We start from the raw sequence: 14981 nt of genomic DNA, 5'->3' as shown, positions 1-14981 counted from the left end.
CGGCCGGCTCAGGCCGAGGCGCGCGGCGCCCCGATACCGGGATCGATCTGCACCGGACCGTCCTTGCCGGGCTCCACATCGAAATCGAAGATCGACGTCGGGATGTACACCGTGGCGCACGAGTTCGGAATGTCGACCACCCCGGAGAAGCGACCCTCGATGGGCGCGGCGCCCAGCAGCAGGTAAGCCTGCTCGGGGCTGTAGCCGAACTTGGTCAGGTAGTCGATCGCGTGCAGGCAGGCGCGCTGATAGGCCAGCTGCGAGTCCAGGTAGCGCTGCTCGCCGTCGAGCGTCACCGAGGTGCCGGAGAAGGCGAGGAACTTCTCGTAGCGGGGCCCCACGTCGCCGCCCGGCAGGAAGATGGCGTTCTCGCTGACCCCGTAGGTCTCCATGCCGCCCTTGATCAGGTCGACGTGCAGATCGATGAAGCCGCCCATCTCGATGCCGCCGCAGAAGGTGATCTCACCGTCGCCCTGGCTGAAGTGCAGATCGCCCACCGACAGGTTCGCGCCGTCGACGAACACCGGGTAGAACACGCGGGTGCCGCGGGTGAGGTTCTTGATGTCCTGGTTGCCGCCGTTCTCCCGCGGCGGCGCGGTGCGGGCGGCCTCGGCGGCCGCGGCGGTGAAGGCGTCACCGGTCAGCGAACCGAGCAGGGCGTGCTCGGGCTCCGGCGGCAGCGCCAGCGGCGGCACGCGCTCGGGGTCGGTGGCGATCAGCGCGGCCTCGCGCGCATTCCACTTGCCCAGCAGCTCCTTCGACGGCGCGGTGCCCATCAGCCCGGGGTGGATCATGCCGGTGAAGCTGACGTGCGGGATGTGCCGGGAGGTCGCGGTGTGGCCCTGGAAGTCCCACACCGCCTTGTAGGCGTCGGGGAACTGGTCGGTGAGGAAGCTGCCGCCGTTCTGCTTGGCGAAGATGCCGGTGTAACCCCAGCCCTGACCGGCGAGCGGGCCGGAGTCCTCCTGCGGGATCGGCCCGACGTCGACGATGTCGACGATCAGCAGGTCGCCGGGCTGCGCGCCCTCCACCGCGAACGGGCCGGACAGGGTGTGCACCGTCTTCAGCGGCGCGTTCAGGATGTCCTCGGCGGAATCGTCGTTCACGATGGCGCCGTCGAACCATTCCCGGCAGTGCACGCGGAAGGTGTCGCCGGGCTTGACGGTGACCGCCGGCGGGATCGCGTAGTGCCACCGGTTGTGACCGAGGATCTCCTGTTCGGTGAACTTCTTGGTCGAATCGAGTGGGAATACGAGCTCGGGCATGGGAGCGGTCCTTTCACACTGGAGTTGGCCGGCGCAACGGTGGGTCAGGGGCGCGGCAGCTTGGCGTGCAGCGGATTGGTGGATCCACCGGCGGCGCGACGACCACCGCTGGGAATCCGGTCGACGACGGCGGGCTTGTCGGCCGTCGCCTTGGTGGCGTCCAACAGGTTCATCGCGCTGCCGCCGCGCCCCAGGTGCGGGGAGCTGATGCCGCGACGGGCCGCCGCGCCGCAGGCGCAGTCGGTGGAGTCGGGCACGTCGGCCATGGAGAACGAGGCTTCGAATCGCCCGCACTCGGCGCAGTGAAACTGATAGATCGGCATGGAGCCTGGGACCTTCCCTTCGAGGTGGGCGCGGGTCGTCGGCCGCGCGTGGCGGGTGGGCGTGGTTGGCACGCTACCGGGAATCGGGACGGTCCGCCCGGTTGTCCGGACAGGTCCCGCCGGGCCGGTTCACGCGGTCGGCGCCTCGCTGAGCGTGCGCTCGCTGGTGAACTCGCGAACCCGCCCGGTCCGCGGATCGGTGAACGCCAGCGAACGGGCCAGCAACTGCAGCGGCAGCGCCGGGTCGTCGGCCGTCTCCGGCAGCAGCTCGGGGTAGCGGCGCTCGCCGAGGATGGGCGCGCCCAGGGCAGCCAGGTGCACCCGCAGCTGGTGCATGCGACCGGTGTGCGGGCGCAGTGCCGTGTGCAGCACCGAACGGCCGGCGGCGCTGACGCCGGTCCCGAGGACCTCCAGCGCGGTCTCGGCATTGGGTGGGCGGTCCGGGTCGACGAACACCCGCGGATCGTTGCGGTCCGCGGCCGACCGGTCGCGGTAGATGTGGTTGCGGTAGACCAGCGGGAAACGGTGTCCGGCCAGGTGCGGGTGGTCGGGATCCCAGTCGGCCGGCAGCGCGGACACGGCCTCGTACACCTTGGTGACCGTCCGTCGCTCGAACAACGATTGGTAGGCGCCGCGCGAGGAGCGGCGCGCCGAGAACAGGACCAGCCCGGCCGTGGGCCGGTCGAGGCGATGGATCGGAGCGATCTCCGGGTTGTCCAGACGCACCCGCAACCGCACCAGCGCCGACTCGCGCAGATACCGCCCGCCCGGCGTGGTGGGCAGGAAGTGCGGTTTGTCCACCACGATCAGGTCGTCGTCGACGTGCAGGATCTCCTCGCGGTACGGCAGCGGCTGCTCGTCGGGGAGTTCCCGGTAGTACCAGAGGAACTCGTGCCGTCCGAGGGGCGTGTCGGCGGCGAGGGGCGCGCCGTCGGTGCCGACGATCTCACCGTCGGCGAACCGCCGGTGCAATTCGTCGGCGGCGATGTGACCGAAATGCTCGACGACGAACGCGGCGACGGTGGGCCAGGGCCCGTCGGCGGGCACCCGCAGGCGGGTCGGTCCGACCCCGTCCTTCATCGGGAGCGGAGCAAGCATCGACACCCCACCATCCTCGCATCCGCCGGTCCGACGGATACCGGACTAGCGTCGCGGTTGGAGTGCGAGTTGTGTTGCGGGGCGCGCGCGCAGGCCGCCGTCAACGGCCAACTGGCTGACGGCCTCCCGGTAGGCCCGCTCGATCAACTCGTCGGCCCGGCTGAAGTCGCGCGGACTGATGTCGAGGGGACACGGGGACGGCAGCACGATCAGGTCGGCCGCACCGGCGTACTGCTCGATGTCGCGGATCAGTCGCTTCTGCACCAGCAGGGTGGTGGCGTGCAAGACGATGTCGGCGGCGTCGTCGGGCACCTCCGCCGGGGCGCACCGGTACCCGGTGGGCAGGACGTACACCGTCTCTGCACCGGCGATGATGGCGGGCGCAAGCGAGGTGTTGTCGGCGACCCCGCCGTCGACCAGGGTGCGGCCGCGCCAGATCACCGGCGGCAGCAGTCCGGGGATCGCGCTGCTGGCGAGAACGGCGTCGGCGGCCGGGCCCCAGCCCAGATCCACCTCGCCGCCGGTCAGGAGGTCGGTCGCCACCACGATCAGTGGGATCTGCGCATCCTCGAGCACCGTCAGATTCACATGCCGGTCGATCAGCTTGCGCAGACCGAAATCGCTGAACAGCGACGGCCTGCGCCCCCGCACGGCGCTGAACAGGTACTTGGGGTCGGGCGGAAACACGTCTCGGGCGCGCAGCGAGCGCCAGATCTGCGCCAACTCGTCCACGGCCGCGGTGGTGAGGCCCCGCTCGGCGATGAACGCCGCGTTGAGCGCGCCCGCCGAGGTGCCCACGATGAGGTTCGGGGTCACCCCGTGTTCGGCGAGGGCGCGGAGCATGCCCACCTGCCTCGCACCCAGATTGGCGCCGCCGGACAGTACGATCGCCGTGCTCATCGTCTACCTCCGCGAACCAGGGTAGGCCGCGTCAGTCCCGCTCCTCCAGCAGTCGGGAGATCTGAAACTGGCGCACCAGGAACCGCTTCTCGTCGAGCTTCTTGCGGCGCATCCACTGGGTCACTTCGGCATTGCACTTGCTGGCATTGCACGACCGGCAGGCCGGGACCACGTTGCCGAGCGTGTACCGGCCGCCCCGGGAGATCGGGAGGATGCAGTCCCGCTGCGGCGCCTCATCGGGCTCCTCGCAGTAGGCGCAGCCGCCCCATTCGGCGACCAGCGCCGTCCACTGTGCGTCGGTGAGATCGTGGTCGGCGGCCGACATCCGCCGGCGTCGACGACGTGCGTACACCGCGGAACGGCTGCGACCTGCCATGGGTGCAGATCCTAGGTGAGGTCGTCGGGCAACACGCCGACGGGCTGCTACCTCCAGCTAGCACCGCAGGCAGGGGCGTGACGGGGGTGTGGGCCCTCTCGCATTCTCGAACTACGTTCGCGGAAAATCACAAACAGGTGGAGAATGTCTGCGACGAGTTAGACACGGATGTTCCACAAGAACTTGCGATCCGACCGAGCTGAAAAGAGTCGATACCCTAATGACCTCCGACAACCAGAAGATCATCTACACGCTCACCGATGAGGCCCCGCGCCTGGCCACCGAAGCCTTCCTGCCGGTGGTCCGCACGTTCGCCGAAGCCGCCGGCATCGATGTGACCACGAGCGATATCTCCGTCGCCGCGCGCATCCTGGCCGCCTTCCCCGAGCGATTGACCGACGAGCAGCGCGTCCCGGACAACCTCGCCGAACTCGGGCGCCTCACGCAGTCGCCGGACACCAACATCATCAAGCTGCCCAACATCAGCGCCTCGGTCCCGCAGCTCAACGCCGCCATCGCCGAGCTGCAGGACAAGGGCTACGACATCCCCGACTTCCCGCAGGATCCGAAGACCCCCGAGGAAGAGGAGATCCGCGACCGCTACTCGGCATGCCTGGGCAGCGCCGTGAATCCCGTGCTGCGCGAAGGCAACTCGGATCGTCGGGCGCCGAAGGCGGTCAAGGAGTACGCGCGGGCCAACCCGCACAGCATGGGCAAGTGGTCCATGGCCTCGCAGTCGCACGTCGCGCACATGACGCACGGCGACTTCTACGCCGGTGAGAAGTCGATGATCCTCGACCACGCCTGCGATGCGCGCATGGAGGTGGTCACGCCCGACGGCAAGACCCACGTGATGAAGACCGTGCCGCTCGACGACGGCGACGTCATCGACTCCATGTTCATGAGCAAGAAGGCGCTGCTGGAGTTCTACGAAGAGCAGCTCAACGACGCCAAGGAGACCGGCGTCATGTTCTCGCTGCACGTGAAGGCCACCATGATGAAGGTGAGCCACCCGATCGTCTTCGGTCACGCGGTCAAGGTCTTCTACAAGGACGCCTTCGCCAAGCACCAGGAACTGTTCGACGAGCTGGGCGTGAACGTCAACAACGGCATGGTCGACCTCTACGAGAAGATCGACACCCTCCCGGCCTCCAAGCGCGAGGAGATCGTCGAAGATCTGCACCGCTGCCACGAGGGCCGCCCGGAGCTCGCCATGGTCGACTCGGCTCGCGGCATCTCGAACTTCCACTCGCCCAGCGACGTGATCGTCGACGCCTCCATGCCGGCCATGATCCGCATCGGCGGCAAGATGTACGGCGCCGACGGCCGCAAGAAGGACACCAAGGCCGTGATGCCGGAGTCCACCTTCGCGCGGATCTACCAGGAGATCATCAACTTCTGCAAGACCAACGGCGCCTTCGACCCGACCACCATGGGCACCGTGCCGAACGTCGGTCTGATGGCGCAGAAGGCTGAGGAGTACGGCTCGCACGACAAGACCTTCGAGATCCCCGAGGGCGGCGTCGCCAACATCGTGGACGTCTCCACCGGTGAGGTCCTGCTGTCGCAGGACGTCGAGGCCGGAGACATCTGGCGCATGTGCATCGTCAAGGACGCGCCGATCCAGGACTGGGTGAAGCTCGCGGTGACCCGTGCGCGCGCCTCGGGCATGCCGGCTGTGTTCTGGCTCGACCCGTACCGCCCGCACGAGAACAACCTCATCACCCTGGTGAACAAGTACCTCGCGGACCACGACACCGAGGGCCTGGACATCCAGATCATGTCCCAGGTGCGCGCGATGCGCTACACGCTCGAGCGCGCCATGCGCGGCCTGGACACCATCTCGGTGACCGGCAACATCCTGCGCGACTACCTCACCGACCTGTTCCCGATCTTGGAGCTGGGCACCAGCGCCAAGATGCTGTCGATCGTGCCACTGATGGCCGGCGGCGGCCTGTACGAGACCGGTGCCGGCGGTTCGGCGCCCAAGCACGTCAAGCAGCTGGTGGAGGAGAACCACCTCCGCTGGGATTCGCTCGGCGAGTTCCTGGCGCTGGCCGCCAGCCTCGACGACCTTGGTCGCAAGAACGACAACCCGAAGGCGACGATCCTGGCCGAGGCGCTCGACGCCGCGACCGGCAAGCTGCTGGAGAACCGGAAGTCGCCGTCGCGCAAGACCGGTGAGCTCGACAACCGCGGCAGCCAGTTCTGGCTGGCGCTGTACTGGGCGCAGGAACTGGCCGCCCAGACCGAGGACGCCGAGCTGGCCGCCGCCTTCGCACCGCTGGCGGAGAAGCTGGCGGCCGACACCGACACCATCCTGGCGGAGCTTTCCGACGTCCAGGGTCGTGCGGTGGACCTCGGCGGCTACTACGAGCCGGACACCGAGAAGCTGCACGCGGCGATGTGCCCGAGCGCCACGCTGAACGCCGCACTGGCGAGCGCTCAGGCCTGACGCCTTCCGCGCACCGCATCGCGACCGGCCGCCGAGCTCACTCGGCGGCCGGTTCGCATCCGCGCCGAGTCAGTCCGGAGGAGGTGCTGTCGCCGCCGTGGGTTCCGGGTCCGTGGGCGGCTCGGGGCGGAGCCAGAGCCAGATGCAGACCACGGTCATGATCGACGACGCCACCAGCGGGATCCACAGGTGCGGGGTCAGCCACAACAGCAGTGCCGCCGCGAGCAGCATCATCACGGTGGCCAGCCATTTGGCCCGACGACGCAGCGCGCCGTGCGCCTGCCAGTCGGTGATCATCGGGCCCAGGCGGGGATGGCTGAGCAGACGGTGGTGCAGGCGTTGCGAACCGCGGGCCGCGGCGAACGCGGCCAGCAGAATGAACGGCACCGTCGGCACCACCGGAAGCACGATGCCGATCACCCCGAGCGCGAGCGCCAGGTAAGCGACGAGCCACCAGAACCAGCGAAAGCGCGTCGTGGGGGCCATACCGAGAATTCTATGGGCGCACGCGGACTGAGGTCAGTGGCGCAGATCCCACGCTCGCGGTTGCCGAGATAATCCGGGCCGTCGACGACACAATGGCAGCCATGACCGAGAACAGCACCGCCGTGACCGTCGAGGTGGTCGACCCGATCGCCACCCTCACCCTCCGCGCGCCGCAACGCCGCAACCCGTTGTCCAAGGACACCATGCGCACGGCCACGCGCCTGCTGCGCGAGCTCGACGCTGATCCGCAGGTGCGGGTCATCGTGATCGCCGCCGAAGGCCCGGCGTTCTCCGCCGGGCACGACCTCGCCGAAGTGGCCGGCGCCGAGCTCGACGATCAGCGCGAGATCTTCGGCGCCTGCTCGGATCTGATGCTCACCCTCCACGAGGTGCGCCAGCCGGTGATCGCGAAGGTCGCTGGGATGGCACTGGCCGCCGGCTGCCAGCTGGTGGCCACGTGCGATCTCGCGATCGCCGCCGACACCGCCCGCTTCAGCACCCCGGGCGTCAAGATCGGACTGTTCTGCTCCACCCCGATGGTGCCGCTCACCCGGGCCGTCGGACGCAAGCGCGCCATGCACATGCTCCTCACCGGGGAGATGATCGACGCGGCGACGGCCGCCGACTGGGGCCTGATCAACCAGGCGGTGCCTGCCGACGAGCTCGACCGGGCCGTGGCGCAGCTCGCCGCCTCGATCGCCGCCTCCAGCAGCGCCACCCTGGCCATCGGCAAGCGGGCCTTCTACGACCAGATCGACGTGTCCGAGCCCGCGGCCTACGAACTGATGTCGGAGACCATGGCCGTCAACGCCGTGATTCCCGACGCTAAGGAAGGGATCTCCGCGTTCCTGGAGAAGCGCCCGCCGGTCTGGTCCGACCGGTAGGCGGGTCATCGGCAGCGGGGCGTCCGGCACACTGGAGTGCATGAGACCCGGTGAGCAGGCCCCCGCATTCGCATTGCCCGACCAGACCGGCACGGTGCGGCGGCTCGACGAACTGCTGGCCGCCGGTCCGGTGGCGCTGTTCTTCTACCCGGCGGCGTTCACCCCGGGCTGCACCAAGGAGGCCTGTCACTTCCGCGACCTGGCCGCCGAGTTCGCCGCGGCCGGTGTGCAGCGGATCGGTATCAGCGCCGACGCGGTGGAGAAGCTCGACCGGTGGACCGTCGAGCACGGCCTGGACTTCCCACTGCTCGCGGACGTGTCCGGGGAGGTCGCGAAGGCCTATGGCGTGCAACGGGGTTCGCTGCTGCGCACGATCGGCATGCCGACCAAGCGCACCACCTTCGCCATTCGGACCGACGGCACGATCGCCGACGTCATCGCCTCGGAGGTCAACATGACCGTGCACGCCGACCGGGCGCTCACCGCGCTGCGGAGTTGAGAACGGCGGTTCAGTCGGCGTCGAGCGCGGTGACCGGGATCCCGTAGGGCAGGAAGCGCACGCGACGGCCCGGATCAGTGTTGTGCTGATGCGCGCGCAGGGCGTCGAGTTCGGTGGGGAACACCTGCTCCACCCGCGCACCGCCCTCGTCGCTCGCCACGATGGCCCAGACGCCGCTGTCGGAGTCGGCGCTGACCACCGGCGCTTCCGGGCGCGGCGCCTCCCGGCGGGGACGCGCGGCGGCATCGGAGAGGGTGGACCAGGCGAGTTGGCCGCCCTGCCCGGCCAGAAACTTGCCGATCATGTCCTTGAGGCCGTCGCCGACCTCCCGCGTGAAGCGGTCGAAGTCGTCGTCGCCGGGGCCGAACGAGCCGCCCGAGGCGGAATTGCTGGGGGACATGGGCGCTCCTCGCCGATCGCGAACGTATTCGACGTCCACGGTACGCAGTTTCGCGATCAGCGGCCGGTCCAGCGAGGCTCCCGCTTCTGCACGAATGCCAGGATGCCCTCGCGAGTGTCCGTGCTGACCAGGATCTCGTCCAGCACCGCCAGGCTGTCCTGCACCGCCTGCACGGTGTCGGGCTGCGTTTCGGCGTCGGCCATCGTCGACAACGAGGCGCGCACCGCCGTGGGGGAGGCCGCCAGCACCTCGGCGGCCACCTCGCGGGCCAGGTCGAGCACTCCGCCCGGTGCGGCCACGCGGGAGACCAACCCGTGGGTGAGGGCTTCGGCGGCCGTCAGACGGCGGCCGGTGAGGATCAGGTCGCGGGCCAGCGCGGGCGGGAGCACCCGCGGCAGCCGGACCAGACCGCCCGCGGCGGCGACCAGCCCGACCTTCACCTCGGGCAACCCGAACGTGGCGTGCTCGTCGGCGACGATCAGGTGGCAGGCCAGGGCCACCTCCAGGCCGCCGCCGAGAGCGAAACCGTTGACCGCGGCGATGATCGGCTTCGGCTTGTGCCGCCGCGACGTGAGGCCGCCGAAACCGTTGGCCGGGGTCGCGAGTCCGCCGCCGCCGGCGCTGGCCGCGAGGTCGTTGCCCGACGAGAACGCCTTCTCGCCCGCGCCGGTCAGGATCGCCACCCACAGGTCCGGGTCGGCGAAGTAGGCGTCGAAGATCTCGTCCAGCTCTTGATTCGTGTGCGCGGTCAGCGCGTTCCGCGCCTGCGGCCGGTTGATGACGATCTCCAGCAGGTGGCCGTCGCGCCGCACGATCACGTCCGAGTAGTCGTCGCGGAAGCCCACCGCACGCCGCGGGTGCAGCCGCTCCATGGTGTTCTCGTCGACGGTCACGGTGTTGCGCGTCGGCGACGAGCGCACCCAGATCGGCGTGCCGATCGGATCGCCCAGGAGACGCTCGGCCAGTACAGCGTCGTTAGGGTCGGCCAGGCCGATGAACCGGGAGCCGTCCTCCAACCGGCCGACCACCACGCCGACGGGCGCGTCGCGATCGGGGTCGAGGACGGTGAACGACTCCACCGTCGCGGGCCCGTCGGGGAAGCGGGACAGTGGGATCCGCGGACCGCGGTCCAGGCATTCCTGCAGCGCCGCCGAGCGGGACGGACGCCACGGTGCGGGCGCGGTGGAGTACACGCCCACCGACATCTTGCTCAGCAGGCCGCCGTTGGCGGTCACCAGACCGCGGGTGCCCGGGGCGCTGCGCACCCGGTCGACGATCTCGGCGATACCGTGCATCGAATAGTTGTTGCCGGGGCCGCCGAAGTACGGCAGCCCGCCGGTCGCGGTCAACCCGCGCGGGTCATCGGCGCGCAATCCCAGCGCGTCGGCCACCGTCGATACGACGATGGGGAAGCAACTGTAGAGGTCGAAGGCGGCGATGTCGTCGGGGCCGACGCCGGCCATGTCCAGGGCCTGCGCCAGCGCGGCATCGGAGGCTGGGGTCGCCGATAGCTCCGGGCGCTCCAACACGGGGGCCTCGGCGGCGTCGGCGTGGCCGTGCAGGAACACCCAGCGGGTCGGATCGATCCCGGCGGCCGCCGCCTCGCCGACGGACATCATCAGCACCGCGGCCGCCTGGTTCACGTGGTCGCGCGCGATCAGGCGCCGCGTGTACGGGGTCGCGACGACGCGGTTGTTCTCCCCGGGCGTCGCCAGTTCGGCGGCGGTGTGCTCGCGGGGCGCCGCCGCGTACGGATTGCGGGCGGCCACCGCGGTCATCGGGGCGAACAGCTCGCCCATCTGCTGCGCGTACTCCGCCGCGGACAGACCCAGGCGGTGCCGGCGGGCGTTCTCGAGCAGGGCGTACTGGTGGATCGGCAGCATCACCCCGTGCTTGACCGATTCCACCGAGGTGAGCCCGGCGATGCCGAAGCCGCGGTCCTCGAGCTGCCCGCCGACCTCCTCGGTGTAGTCGGGCGCCGGATCGATGCGGCCGGCCAGCGCCTGCCGCACCGTCGACATCACCTCGGCGCCGAAGAGCAGAGTCGGACCGCACCGGCCGGCGGCGATCTCGGCGCCGAACTCGTTGACCAGGTGCTGCGGGCTCTGGCCGCCGGTGATCTCGGCGACGGCTCGGCGCGGGTTCATGCCGGTGCGCGCCGACACGGCCCGCGGCAGGTTGTCCGGCCGACCGAACGGCGATTGCGCTGCGGGACTGGAGATCTCGAAGGAGCGCGTCGCCGCCACCACGTCCACGGCGGCCGCCAGATCTGTCGCGGCGCCCGCATCGGCCAGCGCTGCGCGCACGGCCCGCGCGGCCAGGTCGGCCTCGCTCAGCGCCGCATAGTCGGCGTCGTCGGGCCGCTCGGCGGCCTGCCCCACCCCGACGATCACCGGGGTGGACGGATCGACTCCGTGGATCAACGTGCTCTCATCAGGCATGTGCGTGCTCCCTCGTACGGTAGTACTCGGACCCTACGGGCGACGTCGCCCGAGCGAGAGAGGAGGTGCGTTGACCGAGTTGGCCCCGCAGGACGCCGACATGTTCTGGCGTGCGCAATACAGCGCGACCGACCAGTTCGCGCTGTATTGCTTTGCCGCGGAACGCGATTGCGCAGCCGCCGAGATCCTCTCCGCACTGCGGGCGCGGGCTGACCGACTTCCGCGGCTGCACCTGCGGGTGGCGCCGGCCCGCCACGATCTCGCGTTCCCGCGGTGGTGCGCCGCACCCGTCGTGGACGCCCAGTTCCGACATCACCCCGGCCCCCGGTCGTGGGACGACTGCCGGGCGGCGGTGGCCGGGCTGCTCACCGACCGCCTCGACGCCACCGCACACACCTGGCGGCTCCACCTCGTCGGGCCGGTCGAGGGGGTGCCCCGCGCGGCGGGTCTCGCGTGGGTGGTGGTGCTGCAGGTCTCGCACGCCCTCGCCGACGGACGGGGTGTGGCCGATCTCGCCCGAGCGCTGCTGGGTCCCGAGCCGGTCGACGAACCCCCGTCGCCGGCGGGACCGCCGCCGGGCCTGCTCGCGGTGGTCGGCGGCGCCGTCGCCGCGCCGGCGCGCGTGGCCGCCGGGATGGCGCTCGGGATCGGGGCCTGGCGCCGGTCCGCCGTCGATTCCGCTGCCTCCGACGCCGCCGAACCGGGCTCGCCGGCCACCGCGGCCACCGTGCTCAATCGGGTCGCCGGTGATCGACGTCGGATCGACGTGGTCGTGGCCGATGCGTCCGCACTGCGCATAGACGGCGCCACGGTCACCGTCTCGGTGCTCGCGCGGCTCGCGGAGGTCCTCGGCAGGAACCTCGGCATCGACGACACCACGTCGGCCGTCGAACTCACCGTCGGCCGCGAACCAAGTTCGGACCGACAGCGGCAGGGCCGCAACAACTTCCACAACGCCGGCATCCGGCTGCACCCGGAACTCGCACGGGCCCAACGGGTGCGGGCCATCGACGCCCAGATCCGCGCCGCGCGGGAGCGGGACCAGACGGCGGGGCGGCGGCTCGAACGGCGCGCCGCAGCGGCCACCCCGGCGGTGCTGCGGGCGTTGGCGGTGCGGCTGACGCCCACCGACGTCGCCCCCGCCGCCGTGGTCGGGGCCACGGTGGTCTCCTCGGTGCACCGTGGACCGGCCGATCTGACCCTCGCGGGCGGGGCCGTCCTGTTCACCGCGGGTTTCCCGGCGCTGTCGGCAGCGCACGCGATGACCATTGGGGTGCACGCCATCGGCGGGGTCGTCGCGGTGTCGATCACCACAGACCCGGATGCCGTCGATGCCGATTGCCTGGTCCCCCTGTTGGCGGCTGCTCTGGACGGTTAGGGTCCAGGCATGAGCTACGTCACTGAGAATCCGGCCACCGGAACCGTGGAACGCACCTTCGACACCATGAGCGACGCGGACGTCCAAGACGTCCTCGCACGCTCGGCCGCCGCGTACGCGCAATGGCGGCTGTCGCCGATCGACGAGCGGGTGCGCATGCTCCGCGACACCGCGCAGGCCTACCGCGATCGGGCCGACGAACTGGCCGCCATCATCGCGCGCGAGATGGGCAAGCCGCTCAACCAGGCCCAGGGCGAACTCGCCCTGACCGCCATGATCTACGACTGGTACGCCGAACACGGTCCGGCGCTGCTGGAGACCGAGGAACTCGCCCCGCAGGGCGCCGCGAGCTCCACCGTCACCCGCGAGTCGGTCGGACCGCTGCTGGGCATCATGCCGTGGAACTTCCCGTACTACCAGGTGGCGCGCTTCGCGGCCCCGAACCTGTTGCTGGGCAACACCATCGTCCTCAAGCACGCCCCGATCTGCGCCGCGTCGTCGCAGGTGATGGAAGAGATCGCGCACGCCGCGGGGGTGCCGCGCGATGCGTACATCAACGTGTACGCGAGCAACGAGCAGGCCGCGACGATGATCGCCGACAAGCGGATCCAGGGCGTCTCGCTGACCGGCAGCGGCCGGGCCGGCGCGGCGGTCGCGCAGACCGCGGCCGCGCACTTGAAGAAGTCGGTGCTCGAACTCGGCGGTTCGGACGCCTTCATCCTCCTGGACACCCCGGATGTGGCGGCCACCGCCGCGGGCGCCGCCGCGCGCCGGATGATGAACTGCGGCCAGGCCTGCAACTCGCCCAAGCGGTTCATCGTGCACGAGGACCTCTACGACGGCTTCGTGGCCAACCTGACGGCCGCGGTGGAGGCCATGGCGGTCGGCGACCCGACCGATCCCGGTACCGCCATCGGTCCGCTGTCGTCGGTGGCGGCGCGCGACCAGGTGGTCGGCCAGGTCCAGCGTGCCGTCGCGCAGGGCGCGACCCTGCACACCGGCGGGGCAGCGCTCGAGGGCCCCGGCGCCTTCATGGCCCCGGCCGTGCTCACCGGCGTGACCCCGGACATGGACGTGTACTCCGAAGAGGTCTTCGGCCCGGTGGCGATGGTCTATTCGGTGAGCAGCGACGAGGAGGCCGTCGCCTTGGCCAACGACGTCGACTACGGACTGTCCGGCTCGGTCTGGAGCTCGGACGTCGAGCGCGCCAGCGCCATCGCCGACCGGCTCGACGTCGGCATGGCCATGGTCAACGAGCACGGCACGTCGCTGCCCGGCCTGCCCTTCGGCGGCGTCAAGGCGTCCGGTTACGGCCGGGAACTCGGTCCGTGGGGACTGGGCGAGTTCGCCAACCTGCGTCTGCGTCGTATCGCCAAGTCCTGACGTTTCACCAAGTCCTGACGTGACCTGAGCGCGCGACCGTCGCGGCTACTCGATGTAGTCGTCGACGGTCGCCGCGCTGATGCCGCGCGGAGTGCCGCGAGTCAACCGCTTGGGCAGACGGTCGGCGAGCCCGCCGATCGGCGCCACCGATCGATTCAGTAGCTCGACCACCTCGTTGAGATGGTCGACGGTCTCCTGCATCGCGGACAGGTTCGACGGCAGAGCGGCCAGCGTGTCGGACAGCTCGGCGAACTTGTCTAGCGGACCGTCCGGGGCGATGATCTGCTCCAGCGCGCCGCCCTCGCCGACGAGCTGGTCGAGCAGGCCCTCGTCGCTGGCCGCGCGATCGAGCACGCCGCCCGGCTGGGCGAGCTTGGTCAACACGCCGTCGGGCGCGGTCAGCTTGTCGATGACGCCGCCCTGGCTGGTCAGTCGTTCCAGGATGCCCTCGTTCTCGGTGATCTGATCGATCACCCCGCCCGCCCGCGTCAGACGGTCCAGCGGACCGTCCTTGGCGGCGATGCGCATCAGGGCGCCGTTCTCGTCGGTCAGCAGGTCGATGGCGCCGCCCGGCTGCGTGAGGCGATCGAGGATGCCGTCGTTCTCGGTGAACTGGTCGACGACGCCGCCGGCCCGGGTGAGCCGGTCGATCGGGCCGTCCTTGGCGGCGATGCGCATCAGCGCGCCCTTCTCGTCGGTCATCTGATCGAGCAGGCCGCCGCGCTCGGTGAGCTTCTCGAGAAGTCCGTCCGGCGCCGTCAACCGGTCGATTACACCGCCCGGCTTGATCAGCCGATCCAGCGGCCCCCCGGTGGCCAGGAGTCGGCCGAAGGGACGATCGGGGCTCATCAGGTCGGCGACCTGCGCCAGAATCACCAGCGGCGCGCGGACCGTCGCGACCTCGCCCTCGCCCTGGAGACCGAGCGCGCTGTTGACCTCGGACTCGATGCTGTTGGCAGCCACTCGGGCCACGTTGATCGTCGACTCGATGGTGCTCAGCACCACGCCGGTGGCCGCGAAACCGAGCCGGATCGGCGTGGTCACCAGGCCACGGGGGTCGGGCAGCTTACTCATAGGCCAGAACTCTACCGTT

The 14981-nt window shown here is 70.3% G+C and carries 14 protein-coding genes; 5 read left to right on the top strand and 9 right to left on the bottom strand.

Features of this window, described 5'->3' with window-relative positions; all coding sequences use genetic code 11:
- Window positions 1–8 precede the first annotated feature (8 nt).
- The 5 genes from fmdA to MUG78_RS01335 all read right to left on the bottom strand — a co-directional run bounded on the left by fmdA (window position 9) and on the right by MUG78_RS01335 (window position 3962).
- Complete coding sequence (gene fmdA / locus MUG78_RS01355; protein WP_246991486.1) at window positions 9–1265, bottom strand: formamidase; 1257 nt, start codon at window positions 1263–1265, stop codon at window positions 9–11.
- Window positions 1266–1309: 44 nt separating this feature from the next.
- Window positions 1310–1588, bottom strand: coding sequence for an FmdB family zinc ribbon protein (locus tag MUG78_RS01350; RefSeq protein ID WP_246991485.1), 279 nt, complete (start codon window positions 1586–1588; stop codon window positions 1310–1312).
- 129 nt (window positions 1589–1717) lie between these two features.
- Window positions 1718–2686: a pseudouridine synthase gene (locus MUG78_RS01345; RefSeq protein WP_246991484.1), complete on the bottom strand. Its 969-nt coding sequence runs from the start codon at window positions 2684–2686 to the stop codon at window positions 1718–1720.
- 45 nt (window positions 2687–2731) lie between these two features.
- Window positions 2732–3586, bottom strand: a complete 855-nt coding sequence (locus MUG78_RS01340) for a patatin-like phospholipase family protein (RefSeq protein WP_246991482.1) — start codon at window positions 3584–3586, stop codon at window positions 2732–2734.
- Between the two features lie 31 nt (window positions 3587–3617).
- Window positions 3618–3962, bottom strand: a complete 345-nt coding sequence (locus tag MUG78_RS01335; protein ID WP_246991480.1) for an HNH endonuclease — start codon at window positions 3960–3962, stop codon at window positions 3618–3620.
- 220 nt (window positions 3963–4182) lie between these two features.
- On the opposite strand from MUG78_RS01335, the gene MUG78_RS01330 reads away from it, so the two are divergent.
- Window positions 4183–6417 carry an NADP-dependent isocitrate dehydrogenase gene (locus tag MUG78_RS01330; RefSeq protein ID WP_246991478.1) on the top strand — a complete coding sequence of 745 codons (2235 nt, stop codon included), beginning with the start codon at window positions 4183–4185 and terminating at the stop codon, window positions 6415–6417.
- 69 nt (window positions 6418–6486) lie between these two features.
- Here the strand turns inward: MUG78_RS01330 and MUG78_RS01325 are convergent, their stop codons facing one another.
- Window positions 6487–6903 carry a YbaN family protein gene (locus tag MUG78_RS01325; protein ID WP_246991476.1) on the bottom strand — a complete coding sequence of 139 codons (417 nt, stop codon included), beginning with the start codon at window positions 6901–6903 and terminating at the stop codon, window positions 6487–6489.
- Window positions 6904–7004: 101 nt separating this feature from the next.
- Here MUG78_RS01325 and MUG78_RS01320 point away from each other — a divergent pair, with 101 nt between their 5' ends.
- Together MUG78_RS01320 and MUG78_RS01315 are read left to right on the top strand one after the other, a co-directional pair.
- Window positions 7005–7787 carry an enoyl-CoA hydratase gene (locus MUG78_RS01320; protein WP_246991474.1) on the top strand — a complete coding sequence of 261 codons (783 nt, stop codon included), beginning with the start codon at window positions 7005–7007 and terminating at the stop codon, window positions 7785–7787.
- Between the two features lie 40 nt (window positions 7788–7827).
- On the top strand, window positions 7828–8286 hold the full coding sequence (locus tag MUG78_RS01315) for a peroxiredoxin (protein ID WP_246991472.1): 459 nt from the start codon (window positions 7828–7830) through the stop codon (window positions 8284–8286).
- 10 nt (window positions 8287–8296) lie between these two features.
- Here the strand turns inward: MUG78_RS01315 and MUG78_RS01310 are convergent, their stop codons facing one another.
- Window positions 8297–8686 carry an Rv0313 family protein gene (locus MUG78_RS01310; RefSeq protein ID WP_246991470.1) on the bottom strand — a complete coding sequence of 130 codons (390 nt, stop codon included), beginning with the start codon at window positions 8684–8686 and terminating at the stop codon, window positions 8297–8299.
- 56 nt (window positions 8687–8742) lie between these two features.
- The gene (locus tag MUG78_RS01305; RefSeq protein WP_246991468.1) at window positions 8743–11127 is read right to left on the bottom strand and encodes an acetyl-CoA acetyltransferase; all 2385 of its coding nucleotides are present in this window, start codon (window positions 11125–11127) and stop codon (window positions 8743–8745) included.
- Window positions 11128–11197: 70 nt separating this feature from the next.
- Here MUG78_RS01305 and MUG78_RS01300 point away from each other — a divergent pair, with 70 nt between their 5' ends.
- Window positions 11198–12505 carry a wax ester/triacylglycerol synthase domain-containing protein gene (locus MUG78_RS01300; RefSeq protein ID WP_246991466.1) on the top strand — a complete coding sequence of 436 codons (1308 nt, stop codon included), beginning with the start codon at window positions 11198–11200 and terminating at the stop codon, window positions 12503–12505.
- Between the two features lie 9 nt (window positions 12506–12514).
- Complete coding sequence (locus MUG78_RS01295) at window positions 12515–13888, top strand: NAD-dependent succinate-semialdehyde dehydrogenase (RefSeq protein WP_246991465.1); 1374 nt, start codon at window positions 12515–12517, stop codon at window positions 13886–13888.
- A 45-nt stretch (window positions 13889–13933) separates the two neighbouring features.
- Here MUG78_RS01295 and MUG78_RS01290 read toward each other — a convergent pair whose 3' ends face one another.
- Window positions 13934–14962, bottom strand: a complete 1029-nt coding sequence (locus tag MUG78_RS01290; RefSeq protein ID WP_246991463.1) for a hypothetical protein — start codon at window positions 14960–14962, stop codon at window positions 13934–13936.
- Between the last annotated feature and the right edge of the window lie 19 nt (window positions 14963–14981).

This window comes from Gordonia alkaliphila, assembly GCF_023017165.1.
Taxonomy (GTDB): Bacteria; Actinomycetota; Actinomycetes; order Mycobacteriales; family Mycobacteriaceae; genus Gordonia; species Gordonia alkaliphila.
Note: the sequence above shows the minus strand (reverse complement) of the source record. Positions and strands in the feature narration are given on the sequence as shown.

Coding starts and splice junctions, on each gene's coding strand:
- fmdA (WP_246991486.1), bottom strand. CDS start 1,265: ATGCCCGAGCTCGTATTCCCACTCGATTCGACCAAGAAGTTCACCGAA.
- MUG78_RS01350 (WP_246991485.1), bottom strand. CDS start 1,588: ATGCCGATCTATCAGTTTCACTGCGCCGAGTGCGGGCGATTCGAAGCC.
- MUG78_RS01345 (WP_246991484.1), bottom strand. CDS start 2,686: ATGCTTGCTCCGCTCCCGATGAAGGACGGGGTCGGACCGACCCGCCTG.
- MUG78_RS01340 (WP_246991482.1), bottom strand. CDS start 3,586: ATGAGCACGGCGATCGTACTGTCCGGCGGCGCCAATCTGGGTGCGAGG.
- MUG78_RS01335 (WP_246991480.1), bottom strand. CDS start 3,962: ATGGCAGGTCGCAGCCGTTCCGCGGTGTACGCACGTCGTCGACGCCGG.
- MUG78_RS01330 (WP_246991478.1), top strand. CDS start 4,183: ATGACCTCCGACAACCAGAAGATCATCTACACGCTCACCGATGAGGCC.
- MUG78_RS01325 (WP_246991476.1), bottom strand. CDS start 6,903: ATGGCCCCCACGACGCGCTTTCGCTGGTTCTGGTGGCTCGTCGCTTAC.
- MUG78_RS01320 (WP_246991474.1), top strand. CDS start 7,005: ATGACCGAGAACAGCACCGCCGTGACCGTCGAGGTGGTCGACCCGATC.
- MUG78_RS01315 (WP_246991472.1), top strand. CDS start 7,828: ATGAGACCCGGTGAGCAGGCCCCCGCATTCGCATTGCCCGACCAGACC.
- MUG78_RS01310 (WP_246991470.1), bottom strand. CDS start 8,686: ATGTCCCCCAGCAATTCCGCCTCGGGCGGCTCGTTCGGCCCCGGCGAC.
- MUG78_RS01305 (WP_246991468.1), bottom strand. CDS start 11,127: ATGCCTGATGAGAGCACGTTGATCCACGGAGTCGATCCGTCCACCCCG.
- MUG78_RS01295 (WP_246991465.1), top strand. CDS start 12,515: ATGAGCTACGTCACTGAGAATCCGGCCACCGGAACCGTGGAACGCACC.
- MUG78_RS01290 (WP_246991463.1), bottom strand. CDS start 14,962: ATGAGTAAGCTGCCCGACCCCCGTGGCCTGGTGACCACGCCGATCCGG.